Consider the following 24,316-nt stretch of genomic DNA (forward strand, 5'->3'; position numbering starts at 1 on the left):
CGCCACTATATTTTTTTTATTATTAATGCTGAATTGGTTCCTCCGAAACCAAAAGAATTGGACAAAAATACATTAATTTTTTTATCTATGGTTTTACTCACCAAATTTAATTTTTTAGCATCTTCGTCGGGCGTTTCCAAATTAATATTAGGTGCTACAAAACCATGCTGCATCATTAACATAGAGTAAATTATCTCGCTTGCTCCAGCCATCCAACACTCGTGCCCCGTCATCGATTTTGTTGAACTTACCGCTGGACCATTATCGCCAAAAACATCGTAAATAGCCTTGGCTTCGTTAGCATCACCAACAGGCGTTGATGTAGCATGTGCATTAACATAATCGATATCGCTAGCTTGGATTCCTGCCTGCTTTAAAGCCATTTTCATGGCCGAACTTGGCCCAACAACATTTGGTGTAGAAATATGCTCGCCGTTTGATGAAAAACCATAACCAATAACTTCTCCTAAAATTGGAGCGCCACGTTTTACAGCAGACTCGTATGATTCTAAAATTACAGTTGCAGCACCACCACTTGGCACTAAGCCATCGCGATTAGCATCAAAAGGTCGTGAAGCTTTAGCTGGATTTTCTGTATTTACCGAAAACACTCCTAAACCGTCGAAACTGGACATAACGTACGGATTAATTTCTTGGGCTCCTCCACAAATAACACAATCTTGTAAACCACTTTTAATTAATTGATACGCCATACCTATGGCATGCGAACCACTAGCACAAGCGGCACTAATTGTAAAATTAATTCCAGTTAATTTAAAAATGGTAGACAAATTCATGGTTACTGAAGAGTTCATACCTTTAAAAATAGCTCCAGAACCAACTAAAGTGGTATCTTTTTTTTCACGAACTTTATCAACCGATTCTATTACAGATTTGGTTGTACTATCGTTTCCGTAAAGGATACCAACTTGATTTGCATCAATAAAATCTTGATCTATTTTAGCATTTTTAAACGCTTCAACGGTCGCCATATAGGCGTATTCGCCTTCTTCACCAATACTAATGCGTTGTTTACGCGACAAAACACCTTTTAAATTAGGCTTGCTAACCATTCCTGTTAAAGGCGAACGGTAACCAAATCCAATGCGTGCTTCATCTATAACAATTCCTGATTTACCTTGATAAAGCGATTCTTTTACTTCGTTTAAGTTCTCACCAATACACGAGTAAATCCCCATTCCTGTAATTACAACTCTGCTCATTTTAAAAAATTACGAGTAAATTCCGCCATTAATATTAATAACCTCGCCTGTAATATAAGATGCTTTTTTAGAAATTAAAAACGAAACGGCATGAGCGACTTCTTCTGGCTCGCCAAAACGATTTATTGGAATTAAGTTTTTAAGCTCTTTTTCGTCGAGTTCGGCAGTCATATCGGACTTTATAAAACCAGGCGCCACAGCATTAACCGTAATTTTACGTTTTGCAACCTCTTGCGATAAGGCTTTTGTTGCACCTATTAATGCCGCCTTAGCTGCCGAATAATTAGTTTGCCCTGGTGTACCTTTTACCCCAGAAACGGAAGCTATATTTACAATACGCCCGTAACGGTTACGCAGTAATTTTTGAATAAAAAAGTTGGTTACGTTATAAAACCCGCTTAATGAGGTGTTTATAACATTATTCCAATCTTCGGCAGGCATCCACATAAACAACCCGTCTTTGGTTATACCAGCGTTATTTACAATAACTTCGACTACCGCGTCTGGGTTATTTTCTTGCCATGTTGATAAAACCGATTGTACTTGTTGCGCATCGGCTACATTAAATTGTAAAATTTCACCAGTATTTCCTTCGGCTTCTACAAATTGCAACGTTTCTTTTGCTGCTGCTTCGTTGTTGTTATAATTTATAAGAATATGATACTCTGAATCTTTTGCTAACTGAACACACACAGCTTTTCCTATACCTCTAGATCCTCCAGTTATTAGGGCACACTTCATTAAAAAATATATTATTAGTTGGTTAGATTTTTATTTTTTATTCGAAAAGTTCTAAGTTTTGGTACCACGTATTATTTAATACCTCGCCTTTAGTATTTAAAAAGGCCCACTCCTTTTTGTATTTTACACGCACTAAACCATCGATGAAGCCTTTTTCGGTTTTTACGCCAAAAAACATACCAAAATTACCTGCGGTAATTCCGTATTTTTCTTCTATCACCAATTTACCATCGGTGTTAATAAAGCCCCATTCTTTTTTTGTTTTTACTGGTGCTAAGCCATCTTCACTAAACACCTCAGCATCTTTATATTGCGCTTTAATTACCTCTTCGCCCTTTAGGTTAATATAGCCCCAAAGTTTATTTTCGTAATATGGCGCTAAGCCTTTTGTAAAACCTCTAACTCTTTCGTATTTTGGCTCGATTACCCATTCGCCATTGGCATTAATAAAACCAACTTTTTCACCTTTTTTGGCATAAGTTATATCGCCATTAAGCGTGAAATCCCAAATTTTTATAGCACCCTCAACATGAGTAAAAGTTTTGTCTTTTATTAAACCCCAAACACCTCCTTTTTTAGCTACAATTATACCATTGTAAAGATTTCCAATTTCTTCGTATTCAATTTTTATATACTCGTTTCCGGTTTTATCGATTAACCCCCATTTTTCATTTTTTTGAACTCTAGAATACCCATTATAAAAATCGAATGCCTTGGTATAATCTTTAGGAATAACTGTTTCTCCCTTCTTATTAATAAACCCAACGTTATCAACCGTTCGAACTACAGCTAAATCTTCAGAGAAATCGTAAACTTTATCGGTTACAACATCGCTTAAAATTTTGTTTCCAGTTTCATCTATATAATACCAAGAAAGGCCATCGTTTACAATTGCAATACCGCATTGAAACGCCTTTGTTTTTTTTAAAGTTGGTTTAATTACCCACTCGCCGCTTCGGTTTATATAACCCCAAAGTTTATCGTTAGCCATGGCTTGTGCATAATCGCCAGAAAAACTTTTAGCGTTTAGAAATTGAGGCTTAATTACCCAATCGCCAGATTTATTAATATACCCAAATTTTCCGTCTACTCTTGCTAAAGCTAGTTCTTGAGCAAAACATAAACTTAAACTAAAAAAAGCAACTACAAAAAACAGTTTTTTCATAACTAGAAACAATTAGATTTATTTAATTTTCATTAAATATTGTTTCACCTTATTTACGTAAGGATACATCACAATATCTTCTGTAAATATAGGAACTATTTCTCGTATATCGTCGTAAACTTTTTTGGTTTTTGAAGAAACTTTATCTTTAACTTCTAGATATTCAATAGCTTGAACAATGGTGATAAGTTCGATAGCTAAAACCTCGAACGCATTCTCTATAACCTTCTTTGTTATTAAAGCCGCATTGGTTCCCATACTAACAATATCTTGATTATCGTTGTTATTAGGAATACTATGCACATACATTGGATTTGAAAGCGTTTGATTTTCGGCCGTAGTTGAAGTCGCTGTAAATTGCACCCCTTGCATCCCAAAATTTAGGCCTAATTTACCTAAATTAACAAATGGCGGTAACATATCATTTAATCTTGCATTTAATAGGTAATTTAACTGTCTTTCGCTCAACATACTCAATTTAGTAACAGCAATTTTAAGCTTATCCATTTCGAGCGACACGTAATCGCCGTGGAAATTTCCGCCGTGATATACATGCTTACGTTTTACATCGACAATAGGATTATCGTTTGCCGAATTAACCTCATCAACTAGGATCTCTTCAACACTATTTAAAGTATCTAAAACAGGCCCTAATATTTGCGGCACGCAGCGTAACGAATAATACTCTTGTACTTTTTCTTTAAAAACCGAAACGTTTTCGTTTTTTGAGTACAAATAATGCTCGCGTTTACGCGTTAATTGACTATCGGATAAATGTTCGCGCATAAGTTCGGCAATATCTTGTTGCCCTTTATGACGCTTGGTTTCGTTTAGCTCTAAACTTAAATGATCGTCGTATGCTTTCACAATTTCGTTTATTGCAGACGAACAAACGATCATGTTATTCATTAATTCACGCGTATAAATAACATTTACAAGCCCAATACCTGTCATTGCCGAAGTACCATTCATTAATGCTAAACCCTCACGTAGCTCTACCGAAATTGGTTTAAGGTTTTCGGCCTTAAAAACATCGGCAGTATTGGTACGTTCTCCTTTATAAAACACTTCGCCTTCACCTATTAAAACCAAAGCCAAATGCGCTAATTGCACTAAATCGCCACTAGCACCAACGCTACCATGCTCAAAAATTACAGGCGTAATATCTCTATTTATTAACTCTTGCATTAATATAATAGCCGATTTATGTATACCTGAATTCCCTTTAGATAATGTGCTTAATCTCGCTAACATAATAGCTCGCACATACATAGGTGGCAAAGGTTGCCCAACACCAGACGCATGGCTTCTAATAAGATTGTATTGTAGCTTTATGCGTTGAGAGTCTTCAATTTTATATTGTGCCATAGGCCCAAAACCAGTATTTACACCGTAAATAACCTTATCTTGAGAAAAATTTACCAAAAATTTAAAACTCTCTTCTACCTTTTGTATTGTAGCATCATCTACTACAAAAGGTTCATCTTTAAAAATAATTTTAAAGAAATCGTCTATTTCTAGACTTCCTTTATAGGTTAGCATATTTATTTTATAAATTTATTGAGTAAAATCGTTAATTTCTTGCGCGAAAATAGTTAAGTTCGTCGTAAATATAAAATAATAAGTAATTATTCCAACATCTATGGATATTCAAAATGAATGTGTTGACGTATTAATTATTGGGGCTGGCCCATCCGGGATTGTAGCCGCAGCCTACCTTAATAATCAAGGCCATAACGTAAAAGTTATTGAAAAATCGAAGTTCCCACGATTTGTTATTGGCGAAAGTTTACTACCACGTTGTATGGATCATTTTGAAGAAGTAGGACTACTTGACTGCTTAAAAGCTGAACATTTTGAAGTAAAATCTGGCGCCCGTTTTTTAAGTAAAGATGTGGTTTGTAATTTCGATTTTAGCCAAAAACACACCCCTGGATGGGATTGGACCTGGCAAGTACCACGTGCCGATTTTGATAATGCCCTTGCTACCGAATTAATAAACAAAGGGGTCGATATTATTTTTGAACACGAAGTTACTAACGTTATTTTTAACCCAGACGGAAGCTCAGTTACGTCTGTAAAAAACAATATTGGCGATAATTTTAAAATTGATGCTAAATTTATAATTGATTCTTCTGGATACGGACGTGTTTTACCAAGATTACTTGGTTTAGACAAACCATCGTCTATCCCTACGCACTCCTCAATTTTCACTCATGTTAAAGATGTAAAACGCCCTGAAGGAAAGGAAGGTACATTAATTACTTTTGATGTTATTGATAAAGACACTTGGTTTTGGGTTATTCCATTTTCTAACGGCATAACAAGTATTGGTTTTGTGGGAGAAAATAGCTTATTCGACTCTTATGAAGGCAACACAACCGAGGTTTTAAATAAGATGTTAAAATTATCGAACTACTACCATGATAGATTTTGCGATTTAAACTACGAATTTGTACCTGTACACATAAAAAACTACTCGAAAGCAGTAACCAAGCTCTGCGGCAAAGGCTTTGCTTTAACTGGTAATAGTGCCGAATTTTTAGACCCTGTATTTTCTTCGGGTGTAACATTTGCTACCGAATCGGGTTTAAAAGCAGCCAAACTAATTTCGAAAGAATTACAAGGCGTAACTGTAAATTGGGACACCGACTATGCTGGCTACATTGCCGAAGGCGTAAATGTATTTGCCTCGTACGTAAAAGAATGGTATACCGGCAACTTACAGACTCTATTTTTTCATCGTCCAGAAAACTTAGAAGTAAAAAAACAAATTTGTGCGGTTCTTGCGGGTTATGTTTGGGATAAAACTAATCCGTTTGTAAAAAAACACAACCGCATTATCGCAAGTATGGCGCATGTAATTAGCATGCAAAAAGAAAAAACGACCAAATAAGGTGATTATATCTTTTTAGAATATACCCAATTGCCCTCTTCACAAAAAACCAACATGCCTTCAGAAAATAAACCCTATGGTATTATTTTTGAGATTGAACACACAGGTCTCACAATTATTTAAGTGTAAAAACTACACTTAATAAAAATAAAGCATTAAATTTACCCCAAGTACAACCAAACCAATAAGCGTTAATCTTTTAATTTACCATATAAATGAAGGCAATTATAACCATATTATTAGCACTAGTAACTTTTAATATTTCTTTAGCTCAAAACGACACATTCGACAATCCACTAGCCGAAAAGCGTGCCGATCCATGGGTTTTTAAAACCGACGAAGGTGTTTACTACCTTATTGCCACTGTACCAGAATACAATCAAATTGTTCTGCGCCAATCACAAACTATTAATGGCTTAAAAACAGCTGAAGAAAAAGTAATATGGACAAAGCATAAAACTGGCGATATGGGAAACCATATTTGGGCACCAGAATTACATAAAGTTAATGGAAAATGGTATATTTATTTTGCTGCTGCACCTGCCGAAGACTTATGGAAAATTAGAATGTGGGCACTTTCAACAGACCATAAAGACCCCATGAAGGGCAAATGGAAAGAAGAAGGCCAAATAAAAACCAAAAACGATTCATTTTCTCTCGACGCCACCTCGTTTGAGCATAACGACAAACGCTACCTCATTTGGGCACAACGTGTTGGCGATGGCACAGCTTTAATTTTATCGGAAATGCTTAACCCAACAACACTTACTGGTCCCGAAGTTATTTTAACAAGACCAGAGTTTAGCTGGGAGCGCGTTAAGTATAATGTAAATGAAGGACCTGCAGTTATTAAAAAGAACGGTAAAATTTTTGTTACGTTTTCGGCAAGTGCCACAAACCACAATTATTGCGTGGGCCTACTTTGGGCAGACGACAAAGCCGATTTACTTAATGAAAATAACTGGCAAAAATCGCCAAGTCCAGTATTTTACACCAATGCAGATGTAAAACGATATGGACCAGGACACAACTCCTTTACAACTAGCGAAAATGGCGAAGATATTATTATGATTTACCACGCCCGCGATTACAAAGATATTATTGGTCATGAGTTAAGCGACCCTAATCGTGCTACACGTGCACGTGTAGTAAACTGGACTCCAAGTGGTTTCCCAGATTTTATGCAATATATTGGAGATTAACAAAACATATTTGTTCCATCATTTTTAACACGCAAATTATTTAAAAAAGAGCTGTAATTACTCGTTACATTTCTTTTACCAATTTGTTAACAAGTTCCGTTTTTATTACTAATAAATAATCGTATTTTTACCCCTAACAAAACCAAACTAGTTAATGGGTAAAATTATTGCAATTGCTAACCAAAAAGGTGGCGTTGGTAAAACAACAACCTCAATAAATTTAGCAGCTTCATTAGGCGTTTTAGAGAAAAAAGTATTGCTTATAGACGCCGATCCTCAGGCTAATGCCACTTCGGGAATTGGTGTAGACGTAGAATCGGTTGAAATTGGCACCTATCAAATTTTAGAGCATTCGCATGGACCAAACGAGGCTATTATTGGCACAAACACACCCAATTTAGATATTATACCTGCACATATAGATTTGGTAGCTATTGAAATTGAATTGGTTGATAAGGACAACCGCGAGTACATGCTTAAAAAGGCCTTAAAAGATGTAAAAGACAATTATGATTACATTTTAATAGATTGCGCACCATCATTAGGCTTATTAACACTTAATGCATTAACAGCTGCCGATGCTGTAATTATACCAATTCAATGCGAATATTTTGCGCTAGAAGGTCTAGGTAAATTATTAAACACCATAAAAAGCGTACAAAAAATACACAATAAAGATTTAGATATTGAAGGCTTACTACTTACCATGTACGATGCACGTTTAAGGCTATCGAACCAAGTGGTAGAAGAAGTACAAAAACACTTTAACGATATGGTTTTTCAAACTATTATACAGCGTAATGTACGTTTAAGTGAAGCCCCAAGTTATGGCGAAAGTATTATTAATTTTGATGCCTCGAGTAAAGGCGCTAATAATTACTTAAGTTTAGCCAAAGAAATTATAAATAAAAACTCCTAAATTATGGCGAAGGCAAATAAGAAACAAGCTTTAGGAAGAGGTTTATCGGCCTTATTAAAAGATCCAGATAACGATATACAATCGGCGCAAGATAAAAACGCCGACAAAGTTATTGGTAATATAGTTGAATTAGATTTAGAGGATATTGAAGTTAACCCGTTTCAACCGCGTACCAATTTTAGCGAAGAATCGTTACGCGAACTAGCATCTTCAATAAAAGAGTTAGGCATTATTCAACCTATAACCGTTCGAAAAATTGGGCACAACCAATACCAATTGGTATCGGGTGAGCGTCGTTTTAGAGCTTCAAAATTATTGGAATTAGAAACAATTCCAGCATATGTTCGTATTGCAAACGACCAAGAATCGCTAGAAATGGCCTTGGTTGAGAATATTCAACGTCAAGATTTAGATCCTATTGAAATTGCCTTATCATACCAACGTTTAATAGATGAAATAAATTTAACCCAAGAACAAATGAGTGAGCGCGTGGGCAAAAAACGCTCTACCATTACCAATTACTTGCGTTTACTAAAATTAGACCCCATTATTCAAACTGGTATGCGCGACGGGTTTATTTCTATGGGACACGGTCGTGCTTTAATTGCTATTGACGATACCAGCACACAACTCGATATTTACGAAAGTATTCTTACCAAAAAATTATCGGTTAGAGAAACCGAAAGTATGGTTCGCAATATAAACACACCTAATACCAAGGCCTCAAATAAAACCGATAACGAGATTCCTACGTTTATAAAAACAGGAATTAATTCGTTTTCGGAATACTTTGGGCACAAAATTGACGTTAAAGTCTCTAAAAACGGAAAAGGAAAAATAACGATTCCTTTTCATTCTGAAGAAGATTTTAACCGCATTAAAAAATTAGTTGAAGGTGCTAAATAAAATTGTAATAGCAAGTCTTTTATTTTTATTCTGTAGTTTTTCAATACTGGCTCAAAACGAGAACAACACCAAAGAATCAAAAAAAAAACAGCTCACTAACGAAGTTGTAATCGATTCTATTATTGAAATTCGAGAACCTATAGATGCTTTGCGCCCTGCTAAAGCCGCCTTTTTTTCGGCCATTTTACCAGGTTTAGGTCAGGTGTACAATAAAAAATACTGGAAGGTTCCTTTAGTTTATGCCGCTATTGGAACGGGATTATATTTTTATATTGATAACAGCAAGCAATACAACCGCTATCGCGATGCTTATAAAAGTAGATTAGCAGGCTTTACTACAGATGAATTCTATTATGATTCAAACGGAAACTTTCTAGAAACCCCAAGAATAACCACCGAAAACTTAGAAACTGCACAGGATTTCTACAAAAAAAACAAAGAAATCTCTCTTTTAGTAACCATTGGTTTATACGCCCTAAATATTATTGATGCCAATGTTGATGCGCATTTAATGCAATATAATGTAGACGAAAACTTATCTTTGGCACCACATTACGAATTTAATCAAATTGATGCCACAAGTAATTTAGGCTTAACCTTAAATTTTAAATTTTAACCTTTTAAATAAGGAAAAAATAAACACACACACATGAAAATAGCTTTACTAGGATACGGAAAAATGGGTAAAACCATTGAACAAATCGCTTTAAAACGCGGCCACGATATTGTTTTAAAAATAGATAAAGGCGATACCAATTACGACATTACCCAAGCCGATGTTGCTATAGATTTTAGTATTCCAAACGTTGCTTTTAATAACATATCTAATTGCTTAAATAATGGCGTTCCCGTAATTTCTGGAACAACTGGGTGGTTAGATGATTTCGATAACGCTGTTAATTTATGTAACGAAAAGAAAGGCGCGTTTATTTATGCTTCAAATTATAGTTTAGGCGTTAATATCTTTTTTGAACTGAATAAAACACTTGCTAAAATGATGACTAATTTGAAACAATACAATGTTTCGATGGAAGAAATTCATCATACACAAAAATTAGATGCGCCAAGTGGAACCGCTATTTCTTTAGCTAACGATATTATTTCAAACAACGCCAATTACAACGATTGGAAGCTGGAGGAAGCAGGCGAAAACATTATTCCTATTGCAGCAAAACGCATTGAAGATGTTCCTGGTACCCACACCATTACCTACGAAAGCGAGGTAGACACCATCACCATAGATCATGTGGCACACAACCGCCAAGGTTTTGCCTTAGGCGCCGTAATTGCTGCAGAATGGATTGTTGGAAAAACAGGCGTTTTTACCATGAAAGATGTGTTAAACATTGGTTAAAATCTATTTAACAAGTAACACAGAATAACATTTTGGTACTAACAACAACATTAACCTATTGCTAAGAGGCAATAATCAACATAAAAAGTTATGACTTGGACACAGTGGTTTATATTCTTATTAATTATTCAAGTAATTCATGGTTTAGGCACCTGGAAACTTTACATTAAAGCTGGCAGACAAGCTTGGGAAGCATTTGTTCCTGTGTATAATGCCATAGTTTTAATGAAAATAATTAACCGCCCTTGGTGGTGGACTATTTTACTGTTTCTACCCATTGTAAACCTCATTATGCTTATGGTGGTTTGGGTTGAAACTGCTCGTAGCTTTGGCAAAAACAGTATTCAAGATACAGCACTAGCCGTTTTAACATTAGGCTTCTATAATTATTATTTAAATTATGTTGCCAATGTTTCTTACGTTGAAAACCGAAGTCTTCAACCTAAATCGGGTTCAGGTGAATGGACAAGCTCTATTTTATTTGCAATTGTAGCAGCAACCATTGTACATACCTATTTTATTCAACCGTTTACTATTCCGTCATCGTCTTTAGAAAAATCGCTACTAGTTGGCGACTTTTTATTTGTTAGCAAGTTTCATTTCGGTGCACGTGTGCCTATGACAACCGTTGGAGCGCCTATGGTACATGACACCATTCCGGTAATAAAAAAGAAATCCTATTTATTCGATGACCATAAAGGTAGCTCCTCTTGGAAAAACAAACTACAACTCCCTTATTTACGTATTCCAGGGTTTGAAAGTATTGAGCGTAACGATATTGTGGTTTTTAATCAACCTGCCGATACGCTTTTGGATATGAACAACTTTCATCCAGATCGTAACTATTACAAACCTATCGATAAAAAAACCAACTTGGTAAAACGTTGTGTTGGGGTTGCTGGCGACACCCTAGAAGTTCGTGATGGTTTTGTTTACATAAATGGGAAGAAAAACGAACTGCCCGATCGTGCGCATCTACAATTTAGCTATTGGGTTCAACCAAAATCGAGCCAGTTCAATCCTAAATTTTTAAAGGATCGTTACGATATTACCGATGGTTTTGGGTTGAACAATCAAAATATATATTATTTCGCTGCTATTTCCGATGAAGCTTTGGCAAAGTTTAAAAACAATCCAAATGTAGTTAGCATTACGCCTAACATTAAAGAAAAAGGTGAACGTGATCCTAATATTTTTCCACATGATCCTAATTATAATTGGAATGTCGATCAATTTGGGCCACTTTATATTCCCGAAGAAGGAAAAAGTATTAACATTACCGTTGATAACCTGCCGCTTTACAAACGTGTAATTACCGAGTACGAAGGCAATACATTAAGTGTAAAGGGCAACCAAATTATAATTAATGGTGAAGTAACAAACAACTACACCTTTAAACAAAACTACTATTGGATGATGGGTGATAACCGCCACAACTCTATTGATGCTCGCGCTTGGGGCTTTGTGCCGTTTAGCCACGTGGTTGGAAAACCCGTATTTATTTGGATGAGTTGGGATGGCTCTAGCCCACGTTGGGAGCGCTTTTTTACAACGGTACAAGGTAAAGGAGAAGCTTCGTCTATGCTACTTCCTTTCTTGATTATTCTGATCGGACTATTTTTATTTAATAGATACTTAAATAAAAATTCAGACATATTTGAATCTGAAATGCCGCTTTCTGCCTTTCAATTTGCGTCAATTTTTGATCGTGTTAAAGCCGCCTTTATTGACACTGTTATACTCATTTTAATGATGTATGTATTCTCTTTAATTTTTGACAGTTTTGAACCTGTTTCAGAAATCATAAAAATTACGATTTACATATTGCTATTTATTTTATACGACCCCTTGTTAACAGCTTTAAAAGGAGGAACAATCGGTCATTCTATTCTAAAATTAGGTGTTAGAAAAGATGAAAACTATGATGAAAAAGGCAAAAGAATTCCTTTTTTAATTGCCATAATTAGATTTATACTTAAAGGCACTCTTGGTTGGGTTTCTTTATTAACTATTTCTGGAGACAAAAAGAAGAAATCAATACATGATAAAGCGGCTAAATCAGTCGTGATCAAACTCAATAAATAATCATTTAAAAAAAATTATTTACTTAAGTTATTCACACATTTCAATTAAAAAATTCCCACTTTCGTGGGAATTTAAATTATGAATATCATCTTACACCCAACATACTTCCCAAACATTAAGCATTTTGTTGCTATGGCAAATGCCGAAGAAGTATGTTTTGAAATGGATGATAATTTTATAAAACAAACCTACCGAAATCGAGCAAATATTTATGGTGCAAATGGTAAATTAACCTTGAATATTCCGGTTGTTTATTCTCAAAAAAATCGGCAAAAATACCGTGATGTTAAAATTTTTAATGATGAAAACTGGCAGAGCAACCACTGGAAATCTTTAGAATCGGCTTATAGAACCTCTCCTTTTTTTGAATTTTATGAAGATGAATTGCAACCACTTTTTACCGAAAAAGCTGATTTTATTTTAGATTTTAATTTGAAGTGTTTTGAAGTAGTGTGTGTTTGTTTACAATTAGATTTAAACCTAACACAATCTACAACCTTTGAAAAGGAAATAACCGATAAAACAGATTTTCGACCATTAGTTAATGCTAAAAAAGAAACCGCGCCTAACTTTGATAGTTACACGCAAGTTTTTAGCAATAAACACGGTTTTATACCCAACTTAAGCATCCTAGATTTACTATTTAATGAAGGCCCAAATGCCTTAAATTATTTAGAATCTCAGCAACTAAATGTATTATAATGTTACAACCCTTTGTACATTACGGCACTCATTTTTTATTACCTTTAATAATAGCCATAGTATTTTACCGTAAACAATGGAAAATTGCTTATATAACTATGGCTGCAGGCATATTAATAGATTTAGACCATTTGCTCGCAACACCTATATTCGATCCTAATCGTTGCAGTATAGGTTATCATCCGCTGCATTCTTGGTTTGCTATTTTATTTTATATTTTTCTTTTGGTTCCTAAAAAATCGCGTTTAGTCGCACTTGGCTTAGTTATTCACATAATTGCCGATATCTTAGATTGCAGCTTTATGTAATTAAATACCACCGTAAATTAAATCTTCGGTTAAATCTAGAGTTTCAACCTGACTCAAATCGGTTACCAAACGTGTACTGTAGGCTTTACAGGCCTTCCACTCGGTTTTATAGTATTTTTTTACGGCTTTCAATTCCTTTTTATCAATAAGCGGTTCTTTAGTAAACATGCTGTCTGGCAATAATCGCGCTCCATGTAAAATGCCATAACGCAATCCGCCTAAATACAGTTTCCAAAATAAATTTAAAACTCCATTTTTAAATTTGCGTCGCTTAGTCATATTAACATATTTACCAACAAATTGCATCGCTTTTAATTGTTTTTCTGAATAGGATTTATGTTTTCTAGACAAATCTAAATCGCTTAAATTGACCGTCGTATTTAAAGCATTTGCAATACCTCCTATAAAAGCTTTTGAATCATTTTTTAAATCGTTGTAAACTAAAACCAAAGGCTTTTTATTAAAATTAGTTTCTAAAATTTTAATTTGCCTATCGTAATCCATGTGTAATTTTTTAAAATAACCTGAATCGTTTTCTACATCAAAAAAATCTTTAAAACTCCCCGTAAAACCATTTTTTACATAACGTCTATATTCCGAAGCAATGTAACTATCATGCCTTCTAAATACAATTATAGATAAAGTATCTGGGTAAGCTTTTGCGAATTTTTGAACCTCACTTTCAAAAACTCGACGATCTAACTCGCGTGATACCAAATACCTTTTATACGCGCCTTTGCTTATAATTTTTATAGATTTTTTATAGCGCGTTCGTTGAATATAAAAAAGCCCTTTAAGCTTTGGAAAGACGCGATATTGTAAAAAAGTAGTTCCTGTTTTTGCGGTACCAACATGAAAAAAAACTTCAGGTTGATTGTTTTTGGTTAACGTTTGCATTTGTAAGTTTTTGATGGTTAGCACTTAAACCACAAACATAATTGCACTATGTTATTTAAAAGTTATTGCTAATTCTTTTTATAGCTAACATTTAAAGCAACATATTAATAAAGCGTTAAACCTATTTACTACTTAAAGTTGTTGTAATGGGATAATGATCGGAGTAATGACCTTTAAACGTATTAAAACCATTTACAGAGAAGGCATCGTCGGCAAAAATAAAATCAATACGAATGGGAAAGAATTTAAAATGATAGGTTTTACCAAAACCACTCCCCGCTTCAATAAAAGCATCGTTTAAATCGCCTTTAATTTTTCGGTAAACATATGAAAAATCCGTATTGTTGAAATCACCACAAATAATCATTTTATAATGGCATTTATTACGATGCTCTAAAAATAATTCGGTTTGAAACTCTTGTTCCTTAAATGTAGAATTAACCCTTTGAAACAAACGTTCGGAATCTTCATTTTTAAGACTTTCTACCTCAGGATTTATTTTTAAAGATTCTAGGTGAATATTATAAACTCTAATGGTATCTTTTCCGTTTACAACATCAGCAAAAATGGCATTATTGGCTGTATTAGGAAACTCAATTGATCCAGAATTAATTATTGGGAAATTCGAAAAAATAGCTTGTCCAGATTTAGTTTTCTTCCCTGATAGCTTTTCATATTTATACTTAAAAAAAGATAAATCGACGTTTTTATGTGGATGATATTCTTGAATGCTCAAAATATCGGGAGAGGCGTCTTTAATTAAATCTACTATTTTGGTTTCAACATTTTCTTCAGGCAACCAATCGTAAAGATTAAATAAGCGCACATTGTAATTCATCACTTTAAAATTACCCGAATTTTCAATATGTTTTGATGATGAAAACTTATACAGCGATCCATAGGTGAAATAACCTATAACCAAAACAACTAACGACAATATTAACTGCTTTTTTAGCTTAATAAGCCAATACAATAAAAACAGTAAATTCATTAAAATTAGAAACGACACCCCCAAATTTAGCACCGCTAAAATGCCAAATGTTTTAGGTGGTAAAAAAGGCAACACATAAGACAGCAACAATAACAGCGCAAAAACGCCATTAAAAAAATAAACAACTTTATTTATAAAGCTAAGTTTACTCATGTGTTGCTTGTATTGCTTGTTTTAATTTGAAGATTTTTAAACTTTGAAAAATTACGAGTTTACTACTTACCTGCTCTAAATAAAAACTCCTTTTCCTCTGATGTTAAACTATCGTAACCACTTTTACTTATTTTATCGAGAATAACATCCACTTTTTTTTGATTATTAAACTCATTAAAATCGGCTTTAGTATAACCACCTACTTTATTTTTGTTTTTGTGTACTGTTTTTAAAGGCCCTTTTTTTGAAGACTTAAATACGTTGAAAATTTTGTCCATTAACCGTTCAAAACCACTACCAATATCACTTCCAACTTGTAACTGCTTCGCATAAATATAACCTAGTAATGCACCTCCCAAATGAGCCAAATTACCACCAGCGTTAGCACCTAATAACCCAACAACATCTAAAACTACAATACCTAAGCCAATATACCATAATTTAATATTGAAAGTAAAAAAGCGCACTTCTTGGTTTGGCATGTAAGCACATAAAAAAATAAGTAACGCCCTAACTGCAGCCGAAGCTCCCAACAACCTAGAATACTCACCAAACAAGCTAGGCAACAAGGTATAACCTAACATAAATAATATGCCCCCGAAAATAGCTCCTAAAAAATAAACGTTTAAAGCCATTTTTGAACTAAACAGATTTAAAAACATACGCCCCAAAAAGAACAACCAAAGCATATTGAACAAAATATGTAAAAAATCGGTTTCCGAATGCAAAAACGCATAACTAATTATGGTCCACGGTTTGGTAATAAACTCACTAAAACTACTTGGTAATTCAAACCAAACCATTTGATTTTTAAACACAAGTGATAGCAAAAAAACAACCACATTAATGGCTATAATTTTTTCTAATACATTTAGGTTAGCAAATTTGTATTTTAAGTCTTGAACAAAAGAACTCATTAATACCAACGATTTTGGTTAAACTGATTTTTTTTCCAATACCACATAATAATAAATCCGGTAATCGCGCCACCAACGTGAGCCATATATGCCGTATTACTTGGACTAAAAAAGGATTGTCCTGTAATGCCAGAAATCAAATCTAATATAATAATTCCAGGGATAAAATACTTAGCTTTTATAGGGATAGGAAGAAAGATCATCATAAGTTCTGCATTAGGGTTCATCATCCCAAAAGCTGCTAAAACTCCCATTATACACCCCGAAGCGCCTACCATTGATGCAAAATAAATTTCGTTAAACTCCTGCCCAATAGCTCTAAACGCTTTACCTTCTTTAAACACTTCAATAATTTGGTCTTGTGTAAAACCTAAAGCCATCGCTTCTTGTTCCATAGGAATATACCTAAAATAATAGTAGCCTAACTGTAACGCTACCGCTCCTAATCCAGCCGATATATAAATAAACAAAAAACGCTTTGAGCCTAAGGCGTTTTCTACAGGCGTACCAAACATCCAAAGTGCAAACATATTAAACAACAAATGTGTAACACTAAGGTGTTGTAAATATCCGCCACCATGCATAAACATGTGTGTAATAATTTGCCAAGGTTTAAACGCTTCATTTTTTGGAAAATATAAAGCAAACCAATCATAAAATACTCCATTGCCAATAAAAAGCGTTCCTATAAACATTAATACATTAATGATTATTAAGTGTTTTACAGTCTCGGAGATTCTCATCATAATTTAAACTTTCTTATTGTAAATCTTTAATCTAAGTTAAAGTAACATTATATAAATTTTTTATCTAATTCATCAACACTCATCGTAATAAATGTTGTTTTATTAGTAGGCGAAACATTAGGTTCTTTACAAGCAAATAACTTATTTACTAAATGTTCCTGTTCATCTTTTTGTAAAGATTGCCCGGTTTTAATTGCCAAACTTTTAGCCATTGATTTCGCTAGTAAATCGGCCGCACTAAAATTACTATCGGGCACTTCGTTTTCTACATCGCTTATTAACTGCTCTAAAATAATAGATACTTCACTTTCGGGAACACCAACAGGAACGCCTGTAATTTCGACAGTTTCTTGAGTTATTTCAGCAAACATAAACCCTGTAAATTCAAGATCTTCTTTTAATTGCTTAATAATTTCTACATCTTGTTTTGAAAAATGCAGCTGAAGCGGAAACAATAATTGCTGGCTCGTAGCTTCTTTTATTGTTAGATTTTTTAAAAAATCCTCATACAACACCCGCTGATGCGCACGGTACTGGTCGATAACCAACATACCCGATTTTATAGTACTAACAATGTATTTATTGTGAATTTGATAGGTTGTATTCGCCTGTTCAATCTCCTCATTTTCGAACATTGAAGCTGTTTGTTCTTCACTTTCAAATTGAACTTCACTAAAATCGACAAGTGTATCGTCGTTATTATTAATTTCTTTTGAAGCTACACCGACATATAAACTATCCCAATTACTTGGCGTTGTTTTAAATGAAGTACTTTGCTTAGACACAGAAGAAAAGGACGGTTTTGCTTCACTTTTAACCGCTTCATCTTGAAACGGGTTAAAGCTTCTGTCCACTTCAATTTGCGGCGCTTTTATATTGCGTTTTTGCTGTTCGTAAGTCGTATCTAAATTCGGGTCTCTATCAAAATCTAAAACTGGAGCAATATTAAACTGCCCTAAACTGTGTTTAACCGCAGCTCTTAATATGGCGTAAAGCGTATGCTCGTCGTCGAACTTAATTTCGGTTTTAGTTGGATGAATATTGATATCGATAGTTTGCGGATCGACATCTAAATTTAAAAAATAACTCGCATGTGTCCCACTTTTAAGCAATCCTTCGAAAGCTGAAGCAATAGCATGATTTAGGTAGGCGCTCTTTATAAATCGATTATTTACAAAAAAGTATTGTTCGCCTCTAGTTTTTTTAGCATACTCTGGCTTACCAACAAAACCTGAAATTTTAAGTACTTCGGTGTCTTCGTTAACAGGAACCAATTTTTCATTGGTTTTGCTTCCAAAAACATTAACAATGCGCTGTCTAAAATTACTAACAGGCAAGTTAAAACTTTCGCCACCGTTGTTATACAGCAAAAAACTTATGTTGGGATGCGCTAAAGCCACACGATGAAACTCATCGATAATATGTCGTAACTCTACAGCATCTGATTTTAAAAAGTTACGTCGCGCCGGGATATTAAAAAACAAATTCTTTACCGCTACCGATGTACCGTTAGGTGTAACCACAACCTCTTGGGCTACCACTTTACTTCCTTCAATTTGAACCGTGTTCCCTACATCATCAGTTTCTTGCTTCGTTTTAAGTTCTACATGAGCAATGGCCGCAATACTTGCCAAAGCTTCACCACGGAAACCTTTTGTATGTAGCTGAAATAAATCGTCGGCAGAACGAATTTTAGATGTGGCGTGACGCTCAAAACTCAATCGAGCATCGGTAGTACTCATGCCTTTACCATCGTCAATAACCTGAACTAAGGTTTTGCCGGCATCTTTAATAATTAATTTTATCGTATTTGCTCCAGCATCAATGGCATTTTCAAGAAGTTCTTTAACTACCGAAGCGGGACGTTGTACAACTTCTCCTGCGGCTATTTGGTTTGCTACATGATCGGGTAAAAGTTGTATAATGTCTGCCATAAATTATTATGAAAAAAATATAGATAAATCGAAATCGATTATAAATAAAAATATTAAAACTAAAATTCCCACAATTATTAAAATACGACGATTCGCTTCTTTATCTGGATTTTTATAATCTTCTAAAGCCTCGTTAAATCGTGTTTTTATGCTTTTGTTGGTTTCAACGGTTTTTCTAAAATCGTCGAATTTATGTTTAATTTCAAACGGATTACCTTCGCCTTTATCGTCGAAATAACGTGGTTGATAATTAAATTTTTTGTTTTTACGCGTTTTTAAAAGTCCCATAGTGTTTAGCTTTAAGTTACATGTATTTTTTTTCGAGTAAATACATACAAATCAATAATAATACCAAAGCCAAAATTAATGTGCGAATTGGCATAATGCCCTTTGCTTTTTTTCTGTTCCCCACACTGCTTCGCCATTTTGAGACAAAGTCTTTTTTATCGGCATCACTTTCGTTGGATTTTTCTTTATTTTCCTTTGAAAAACGAGGCTGGTAATTAAACGTTCTGGGCTTGCGTTGTTTAAACAAAATTGTGGTATTTAAACCTCAAAAATACTTAAAAATAGGCAGAATTAAGACGTAGAAATGCCAAAAATTGTTAACAACAAGGCTTGATGACCACAGACTCGAGGCCAAAATAAATGCGAACTGCTTACTGTTAACTATTCAAACGCAATTGGGCCATTTTAATAGCAGCAATCGCTGCTTCAGTACCTTTATTACCATGTTTTCCGCCAGAACGATCGATGGCTTGCTGCATAGTATTATCGGTAAGTACACAGAAAATTACGGGTGTATCGGTAGTAACATTTAAGTCTTTTATACCTTGAGTTACACCTTCGCAAACAAAATCGAAATGCTTAGTTTCACCTTGTATCACACTACCAATGGCGATTACAGCATCAACCTTTTGTTCAATCATTTTTTTACAACCGTAAATAAGCTCGAAACTTCCTGGAACATCCCAACGAATTATAGCATCTTTAGCAACACCATTATCAATTAAAGCATCAATAGCACCTTTACACAAGCCTTCGGTGATGGTTTCATTCCATTCTGAAACAACAATCCCAAACCGAAAGTTACTCGCGTTTGGGATTGTGTTTTTATCGTATTCTGATAAGTTTTTATTTTCTGTAGCCATATTATTTGTTAGCTAACACTTGTGCTTTTCCTATTAACACTTCAACTTTAGAAGCTTCGGTAGAATTAGCATAGTCTTCTTGTATTTTTTCAAAATATCCTAAAGCCCTACTTGCTTTTCCTAATTCTAAAGCAATTACACCTGCCTTGTACAAATACATTGGTGTAGTATACTCATTGTTTCTCATATTAGCAGCTTCTTCGTAATAGCTTAATGCATCTTCTTGCTGATTTAATTGTGCAAATGCATCACCTATATTTCCTTTTGCTAATGGCGCTAACACTTCATCTTCACTTTTAAAATCACTTAAATACTCAATCGCATTTTTGTAATTTTTTAAGTTTAAATACGCTGTACCTGCATAGTAATTTGCTAAGTTAGCCGATGGTGTTCCGCTGTATTCTTCAACAATATCTAACATACCAAATTTACCTTCGCCACCAGACAACGCTAAATTAAATAACGAATCTTTCGCCGTTCCTGTACTGTTTACAGCATCGTTAAAATATTTTTGAGCTTGAAACATATCGTTCATAGCATTGATTTGTTTTGGCTTCGCAATAAACTCTTTATAGCCCATCGAACCTAAAACTACTAAGGCAACAACACCAATAATAATGAATATATATTTCTGATTTTTCTCAACAAAAGCCTCTGTTTTCGACGCAGTTTCGTCTAAGGTATTAAATACTTCTGCAGTAGTAGAATCCTCTTCAATATCAATTTGCTTTTCTACTTTTGTTTGTGGTTTCCCACCTTTCTTTTTATAAGTCGCCATGCTATGCTGTCTAAATTATTGTGGCGCAAAAATAAAATTTTTCTTCATAACTAAAAGCCTATTTATTTGATATTTTTCAATAATTTGCGCTTCTTTATAGCTTGTAAGCCTTTAAATGCAAATTTAGCTGCCCTTTTTTATGATTTTAAAATCGTTATCCTTACTTAATTACAAGAATTTTGAAAGTAAATCGTTTGTTTTCAACAACAAAATTAATTGTATTGTAGGTAACAATGGCATTGGAAAAACAAATGTGCTTGATGCAATTTATCATTTATCCTTTGGAAAAAGTTATTTTAACCCAATTGCAACACAAAACATTAAACACGACGAAGATTTTTTTGTAATAAATGGCAATTACGATAAAGCTGAAGCTGAAGAAAAAATAACCATTAGCCTAAAACGCGGGCAAAAAAAAGTAATAAAACGCAACGGTAAAGCTTACGATAAATTTAGTGAACACATTGGTTTCTTACCTTTGGTAATTGTGTCGCCCGCCGATAGAGATTTAATAATTGAAGGTAGCGATACCCGCCGAAAATTTATTGATAGTGTAATTTCACAAAGCGATAAAACCTATCTAAATCAATTAATTAGCTACAACAAAATCTTAGCACAGCGCAACGCACTACTAAAATACTTTGCCTTAAACCATACTTTTAATCAAGATACACTTGAGGTTTACAACAACCAACTTAATGAATTTGGCACCCAAGTTTTTAAAAAGCGAGATGCTTTTTTACAAGCATTTATTCCTATTTTTAAATCGCGTTACCAAGCCATTAGCAATGGTAATGAAACGGTAGATTTGGTGTACAGTAGTCATTTATTTAACAATGATTTAGACACGCTTTTAAAACAAGCTATTAATAAGGACAAAGCCTTACAGTACACCAGTGTTGGTATACATAAAGACGATTTACAGTTTAATATTGAAACGCACCCAATTAAAAAATTCGGGAGTCAAGGACAACAAAAATCGTTTTTAATAGCGTTGAAATTGGCTCAATTCGATTTTATAAAAGCGCAAAGTGGCGTAAATCCCATTTTATTACTCGATGATATTTTTGATAAGTTGGATGAAAACCGAGTAGCACAAATTATAAAATTGGTTGACGATGAAAATTTCGGACAGTTATTTATAAGCGACACCCACGCCAACCGAACCGAAAATGCCGTAAAACAAGTACACCAAAGCTACGAGATTTTCAACTTATAAAACCACACCAATTCTTCCCACACGCCTTTAAAACACCGGATTTATCAACCACAACTATTTAAACAACTCAACTCGTTTTTTAAATTATATGCTCACGTTTTATCATAATTTCGATGTGCATAAAACATACAAATTATGAAAACATATAGCAGAATACTTTTAGTACTTTTTACAATAATTTTCTGCGGATGTAATAAAGATGAAGAAACCTCTGAGATTGAAAAGACGACACCATAAGCCAATGTTAACGTAACACTTACGCTATCTAACAATCAAACCCTATCATTTACCATGCATGATGCGGACTTTATTTTTGCCTGCGGACTTGAAGGTGGTATTCAAGACGATGCTCATTGGTTTATTAGAGGCCCAAAAATAACCAACGGTTCAGAATCTATTGAAATTAAATATCTAAATTTGATTATGCATGATATTGGTAATGTAAATACGCCGTACACCTACTCTGGCATTCCTGTTGATGGAGAAAGCTACAACACCGTATTAAGAAATGATATTGAATATACTATAACCGCTGTTACGTACTCTATTTTAGAGTATAATGTAATCAATTCCAATTTCAGCTCATACTTTGCAACCGCATCGGGTTCATATTTTATAGAAATTGAATCGCCTAATGGCGACAAGGAATCTATACTTATCTCGTTTAGCCCAATGCTTCAAACGGATTACGGAGGCGGTTGTTAAAAACCCTTTTGAAGCACATCGTTTTTTTAACATAAAAAATGTATTGAAACAAAATATTAATCAACAATAACGTTTTAAAATAATTACCTTTGATACTTATTTTGAAATAATAACATGCAAAAAAGAAACCATGACCATTTAAGTATTAGTGACGCGCTAAAACAATTTGTAGAAACCAATAAATTAGAAAAGGGTTTAGACAAGGTTAATGTGGCCAACGCTTGGGAAAAACTTATGGGTAACGGTATAACCAACTACACCAATTCGGTAACTTTAGAGCGTGAAACTCTTTATGTTAGCTTAAGTTCGAGCGTGCTTAGAGAAGAATTAAGCTATGGTAAACAAAAAATTATTAACATGCTTAATGAAGAGTTAGGTAAGGAAATTATTAAAAAACTGATTTTAAGATAATTACATTTTTTATTAATTTTAAATTAATACCTCAAAAAATAGTTTCAATGCTTTTTTTTAGTATCTTTCGGCTGTGTAACTTTTTGTTAAATCGATAGCTAATAATTATTATTTGGCACTGAGTTTGCAAAACATAATAATTAATTTAATATTTTAAAAAATGACAGGAACAGTTAAATTCTTCAACGACTCAAAAGGCTTTGGTTTTATTGTTGAAGAAGGTTCAAAAAAAGAACATTTCGTTCACATTTCTGGTTTAATTGATGAAATTAACCAAGGAGACAACGTAGAATTCGAACTACAAGAAGGTAGAAAAGGTTTAAACGCAGTAAACGTAAAAATTATTTAATTATATATATACAAAGTAATTGCTGACTTTTTTAAAAGTAAAAACCCGCTAATTAGCGGGTTTTTTAATTTCTATGTTTAAAAAATTTCGCTTAAAAAGTATCTCTTCCTGAAAAATGGAAAGCACCTTCAATCGCTGCATTTTCATCACTATCACTACCATGCACAGCGTTTTCACTAATTGAAGCAGCATATAATTTTCTTATCGTTCCTTCAGCAGCATCTTCAGGATTAGTAGCTCCAATTAAAGTTCTAAAGTCTTCAACCGCATTATCTTTTTCTAGAATTGCCGCAACAATTGGACCTCTAGTCATATATTCAACTAAATCTGCAAAAAACGGACGCTCATTATGAATAGCGTAAAATTCTTCAGCATCAGCTTTAGTTAATTGTGTTAATTTCATTGCTACAATTTTAAATCCTGAAGCCGAAATTTTTTCTAATATTGCACCAATGTGTCCTTTTTCAACAGCATCAGGCTTAAGCATTGTAAATGTTCTATTTGTTGCCATGTAAGTTATTTATTTGCCTGCAAAAGTAATGTATTTAAAATTAAAAACAAGCT

The 24,316-nt window shown here is 34.0% G+C and carries 26 protein-coding genes and 2 pseudogenes; 14 read left to right on the top strand and 14 right to left on the bottom strand.

Annotated elements, in window-relative coordinates; all coding sequences use genetic code 11:
- Positions 1-5: 5 nt before the first annotated feature.
- The 4 genes from PK35_RS11015 to flxA are packed head-to-tail and all read right to left on the bottom strand — an operon-like array spanning position 6 to position 4,671.
- A complete protein-coding gene (locus tag PK35_RS11015) occupies positions 6-1,223 on the bottom strand; it encodes a beta-ketoacyl-[acyl-carrier-protein] synthase family protein (RefSeq protein WP_044626778.1) in 1,218 nt (405 codons plus the stop codon).
- 9 nt (positions 1,224-1,232) lie between these two features.
- Complete coding sequence (gene flxB, locus PK35_RS11020) at positions 1,233-1,964, bottom strand: flexirubin biosynthesis SDR family reductase FlxB (protein ID WP_044626779.1); 732 nt, start codon at positions 1,962-1,964, stop codon at positions 1,233-1,235.
- A 37-nt stretch (positions 1,965-2,001) separates the two neighbouring features.
- Positions 2,002-3,129, bottom strand: coding sequence for a WG repeat-containing protein (locus PK35_RS11025; protein ID WP_044626780.1), 1,128 nt, complete (start codon positions 3,127-3,129; stop codon positions 2,002-2,004).
- Between the two features lie 18 nt (positions 3,130-3,147).
- Complete coding sequence (gene flxA / locus PK35_RS11030) at positions 3,148-4,671, bottom strand: flexirubin biosynthesis tyrosine ammonia-lyase FlxA (RefSeq protein ID WP_044626781.1); 1,524 nt, start codon at positions 4,669-4,671, stop codon at positions 3,148-3,150.
- Positions 4,672-4,777: 106 nt separating this feature from the next.
- On the opposite strand from flxA, the gene PK35_RS11035 reads away from it, so the two are divergent.
- The 10 genes and pseudogenes from PK35_RS11035 (at position 4,778) to PK35_RS11075 (ending at position 13,501) form a co-directional block, all read left to right on the top strand.
- A complete protein-coding gene (locus PK35_RS11035) occupies positions 4,778-6,025 on the top strand; it encodes an NAD(P)/FAD-dependent oxidoreductase (protein WP_044626859.1) in 1,248 nt (415 codons plus the stop codon).
- A gap of 215 nt (positions 6,026-6,240) precedes the next feature.
- Positions 6,241-7,227: a glycoside hydrolase family 43 protein gene (locus PK35_RS11040; protein ID WP_044626782.1), complete on the top strand. Its 987-nt coding sequence runs from the start codon at positions 6,241-6,243 to the stop codon at positions 7,225-7,227.
- Between the two features lie 154 nt (positions 7,228-7,381).
- Entirely contained in the window at positions 7,382-8,146 is a 765-nt protein-coding gene (locus PK35_RS11045) for a ParA family protein (protein ID WP_044626783.1), read from the top strand.
- 3 nt (positions 8,147-8,149) lie between these two features.
- Complete coding sequence (locus tag PK35_RS11050; RefSeq protein ID WP_044626784.1) at positions 8,150-9,052, top strand: ParB/RepB/Spo0J family partition protein; 903 nt, start codon at positions 8,150-8,152, stop codon at positions 9,050-9,052.
- On the top strand, positions 9,042-9,668 hold the full coding sequence (locus PK35_RS11055; protein ID WP_044626860.1) for a DUF5683 domain-containing protein: 627 nt from the start codon (positions 9,042-9,044) through the stop codon (positions 9,666-9,668). Before PK35_RS11050 ends, PK35_RS11055 begins: the two co-directional genes overlap by 11 nt.
- Positions 9,669-9,701: 33 nt before the next feature.
- Positions 9,702-10,406, top strand: a complete 705-nt coding sequence (gene dapB, locus PK35_RS11060) for a 4-hydroxy-tetrahydrodipicolinate reductase (protein ID WP_044626785.1) — start codon at positions 9,702-9,704, stop codon at positions 10,404-10,406.
- A gap of 90 nt (positions 10,407-10,496) precedes the next feature.
- Positions 10,497-12,056 (top strand): annotated as a pseudogene (gene lepB / locus PK35_RS11065) (signal peptidase I); the annotation flags it as partial.
- Positions 12,057-12,110: 54 nt separating this feature from the next.
- Positions 12,111-12,491 (top strand): annotated as a pseudogene (locus tag PK35_RS17875) (RDD family protein); the annotation flags it as partial.
- 78 nt (positions 12,492-12,569) lie between these two features.
- Entirely contained in the window at positions 12,570-13,193 is a 624-nt protein-coding gene (locus PK35_RS11070) for a WbqC family protein (protein ID WP_044626786.1), read from the top strand.
- A complete protein-coding gene (locus tag PK35_RS11075) occupies positions 13,193-13,501 on the top strand; it encodes a DUF6122 family protein (protein WP_044626787.1) in 309 nt (102 codons plus the stop codon). The genes PK35_RS11070 and PK35_RS11075 overlap by 1 nt, the downstream gene beginning before the upstream one ends.
- On the opposite strand, the gene PK35_RS11080 is transcribed toward PK35_RS11075, so the two are convergent.
- From PK35_RS11080 to PK35_RS11120, 9 genes are all read right to left on the bottom strand, one after another.
- The gene (locus PK35_RS11080; protein ID WP_044626788.1) at positions 13,502-14,398 is read right to left on the bottom strand and encodes a hypothetical protein; all 897 of its coding nucleotides are present in this window, start codon (positions 14,396-14,398) and stop codon (positions 13,502-13,504) included.
- 121 nt (positions 14,399-14,519) lie between these two features.
- Positions 14,520-15,542: an endonuclease/exonuclease/phosphatase family protein gene (locus PK35_RS11085; protein ID WP_044626789.1), complete on the bottom strand. Its 1,023-nt coding sequence runs from the start codon at positions 15,540-15,542 to the stop codon at positions 14,520-14,522.
- Between the two features lie 62 nt (positions 15,543-15,604).
- Positions 15,605-16,459, bottom strand: a complete 855-nt coding sequence (locus PK35_RS11090; protein WP_044626790.1) for a rhomboid family intramembrane serine protease — start codon at positions 16,457-16,459, stop codon at positions 15,605-15,607.
- Positions 16,459-17,205 (bottom strand): rhomboid family intramembrane serine protease, encoded by a 747-nt coding sequence (locus PK35_RS11095; RefSeq protein WP_044626791.1) that lies wholly within the window; start codon positions 17,203-17,205, stop codon positions 16,459-16,461. The genes PK35_RS11090 and PK35_RS11095 overlap by 1 nt, the downstream gene beginning before the upstream one ends.
- 47 nt (positions 17,206-17,252) lie before the next feature.
- The gene (mutL, locus tag PK35_RS11100; protein ID WP_044626792.1) at positions 17,253-19,139 is read right to left on the bottom strand and encodes a DNA mismatch repair endonuclease MutL; all 1,887 of its coding nucleotides are present in this window, start codon (positions 19,137-19,139) and stop codon (positions 17,253-17,255) included.
- A 6-nt stretch (positions 19,140-19,145) separates the two neighbouring features.
- Positions 19,146-19,427 (bottom strand): hypothetical protein, encoded by a 282-nt coding sequence (locus PK35_RS11105; protein ID WP_044626793.1) that lies wholly within the window; start codon positions 19,425-19,427, stop codon positions 19,146-19,148.
- Positions 19,428-19,443: 16 nt separating this feature from the next.
- Positions 19,444-19,674 carry a hypothetical protein gene (locus tag PK35_RS11110; RefSeq protein ID WP_044626794.1) on the bottom strand — a complete coding sequence of 77 codons (231 nt, stop codon included), beginning with the start codon at positions 19,672-19,674 and terminating at the stop codon, positions 19,444-19,446.
- A 130-nt stretch (positions 19,675-19,804) separates the two neighbouring features.
- Positions 19,805-20,290 (bottom strand): 6,7-dimethyl-8-ribityllumazine synthase, encoded by a 486-nt coding sequence (gene ribH / locus PK35_RS11115; protein ID WP_044626795.1) that lies wholly within the window; start codon positions 20,288-20,290, stop codon positions 19,805-19,807.
- A 1-nt stretch (position 20,291) separates the two neighbouring features.
- Positions 20,292-21,068: a tetratricopeptide repeat protein gene (locus PK35_RS11120; protein WP_044626796.1), complete on the bottom strand. Its 777-nt coding sequence runs from the start codon at positions 21,066-21,068 to the stop codon at positions 20,292-20,294.
- 139 nt (positions 21,069-21,207) lie between these two features.
- Between PK35_RS11120 and recF the strand changes: the two genes are divergently transcribed.
- The 4 genes from recF to PK35_RS11140 all read left to right on the top strand — a co-directional run bounded on the left by recF (position 21,208) and on the right by PK35_RS11140 (position 23,752).
- Positions 21,208-22,287 carry a DNA replication/repair protein RecF gene (gene recF, locus PK35_RS11125; RefSeq protein WP_044626797.1) on the top strand — a complete coding sequence of 360 codons (1,080 nt, stop codon included), beginning with the start codon at positions 21,208-21,210 and terminating at the stop codon, positions 22,285-22,287.
- Between the two features lie 291 nt (positions 22,288-22,578).
- Entirely contained in the window at positions 22,579-22,992 is a 414-nt protein-coding gene (locus tag PK35_RS11130; protein WP_044626798.1) for a hypothetical protein, read from the top strand.
- A 114-nt stretch (positions 22,993-23,106) separates the two neighbouring features.
- Positions 23,107-23,403 carry a DciA family protein gene (locus PK35_RS11135; protein WP_044626799.1) on the top strand — a complete coding sequence of 99 codons (297 nt, stop codon included), beginning with the start codon at positions 23,107-23,109 and terminating at the stop codon, positions 23,401-23,403.
- A 160-nt stretch (positions 23,404-23,563) separates the two neighbouring features.
- Positions 23,564-23,752, top strand: a complete 189-nt coding sequence (locus PK35_RS11140) for a cold-shock protein (RefSeq protein WP_044626800.1) — start codon at positions 23,564-23,566, stop codon at positions 23,750-23,752.
- Positions 23,753-23,843: 91 nt separating this feature from the next.
- Here PK35_RS11140 and PK35_RS11145 read toward each other — a convergent pair whose 3' ends face one another.
- Positions 23,844-24,263, bottom strand: coding sequence for a nucleoside-diphosphate kinase (locus tag PK35_RS11145; RefSeq protein ID WP_044626801.1), 420 nt, complete (start codon positions 24,261-24,263; stop codon positions 23,844-23,846).
- Between the last annotated feature and the right edge of the window lie 53 nt (positions 24,264-24,316).

This window comes from Neotamlana nanhaiensis (assembly GCF_000943555.1).
In the GTDB taxonomy this organism is placed as follows: domain Bacteria; phylum Bacteroidota; class Bacteroidia; order Flavobacteriales; family Flavobacteriaceae; genus Neotamlana; species Neotamlana nanhaiensis.

Bases quoted from the DNA above. Each gene is read 5' to 3' on its own strand.
- PK35_RS11040 (WP_044626782.1), top strand. From the start codon at position 6,241: ATGAAGGCAATTATAACCATATTATTAGCACTAGTAACTTTTAATATT.
- PK35_RS11075 (WP_044626787.1), top strand. From the start codon at position 13,193: ATGTTACAACCCTTTGTACATTACGGCACTCATTTTTTATTACCTTTA.
- PK35_RS11135 (WP_044626799.1), top strand. From the start codon at position 23,107: ATGCAAAAAAGAAACCATGACCATTTAAGTATTAGTGACGCGCTAAAA.
- PK35_RS11120 (WP_044626796.1), bottom strand. From the start codon at position 21,068: ATGGCGACTTATAAAAAGAAAGGTGGGAAACCACAAACAAAAGTAGAA.
- PK35_RS11145 (WP_044626801.1), bottom strand. From the start codon at position 24,263: ATGGCAACAAATAGAACATTTACAATGCTTAAGCCTGATGCTGTTGAA.
- recF (WP_044626797.1), top strand. From the start codon at position 21,208: ATGATTTTAAAATCGTTATCCTTACTTAATTACAAGAATTTTGAAAGT.
- PK35_RS11105 (WP_044626793.1), bottom strand. From the start codon at position 19,427: ATGGGACTTTTAAAAACGCGTAAAAACAAAAAATTTAATTATCAACCA.
- ribH (WP_044626795.1), bottom strand. From the start codon at position 20,290: ATGGCTACAGAAAATAAAAACTTATCAGAATACGATAAAAACACAATC.
- PK35_RS11070 (WP_044626786.1), top strand. From the start codon at position 12,570: ATGAATATCATCTTACACCCAACATACTTCCCAAACATTAAGCATTTT.
- PK35_RS11085 (WP_044626789.1), bottom strand. From the start codon at position 15,542: ATGAGTAAACTTAGCTTTATAAATAAAGTTGTTTATTTTTTTAATGGC.
- PK35_RS11050 (WP_044626784.1), top strand. From the start codon at position 8,150: ATGGCGAAGGCAAATAAGAAACAAGCTTTAGGAAGAGGTTTATCGGCC.
- PK35_RS11140 (WP_044626800.1), top strand. From the start codon at position 23,564: ATGACAGGAACAGTTAAATTCTTCAACGACTCAAAAGGCTTTGGTTTT.
- PK35_RS11045 (WP_044626783.1), top strand. From the start codon at position 7,382: ATGGGTAAAATTATTGCAATTGCTAACCAAAAAGGTGGCGTTGGTAAA.
- mutL (WP_044626792.1), bottom strand. From the start codon at position 19,139: ATGGCAGACATTATACAACTTTTACCCGATCATGTAGCAAACCAAATA.
- flxA (WP_044626781.1), bottom strand. From the start codon at position 4,671: ATGCTAACCTATAAAGGAAGTCTAGAAATAGACGATTTCTTTAAAATT.
- PK35_RS11015 (WP_044626778.1), bottom strand. From the start codon at position 1,223: ATGAGCAGAGTTGTAATTACAGGAATGGGGATTTACTCGTGTATTGGT.
- PK35_RS11130 (WP_044626798.1), top strand. From the start codon at position 22,579: ATGCATGATGCGGACTTTATTTTTGCCTGCGGACTTGAAGGTGGTATT.
- PK35_RS11080 (WP_044626788.1), bottom strand. From the start codon at position 14,398: ATGCAAACGTTAACCAAAAACAATCAACCTGAAGTTTTTTTTCATGTT.
- PK35_RS11025 (WP_044626780.1), bottom strand. From the start codon at position 3,129: ATGAAAAAACTGTTTTTTGTAGTTGCTTTTTTTAGTTTAAGTTTATGT.
- flxB (WP_044626779.1), bottom strand. From the start codon at position 1,964: ATGAAGTGTGCCCTAATAACTGGAGGATCTAGAGGTATAGGAAAAGCT.
- PK35_RS11090 (WP_044626790.1), bottom strand. From the start codon at position 16,459: ATGAGTTCTTTTGTTCAAGACTTAAAATACAAATTTGCTAACCTAAAT.
- PK35_RS11095 (WP_044626791.1), bottom strand. From the start codon at position 17,205: ATGATGAGAATCTCCGAGACTGTAAAACACTTAATAATCATTAATGTA.
- dapB (WP_044626785.1), top strand. From the start codon at position 9,702: ATGAAAATAGCTTTACTAGGATACGGAAAAATGGGTAAAACCATTGAA.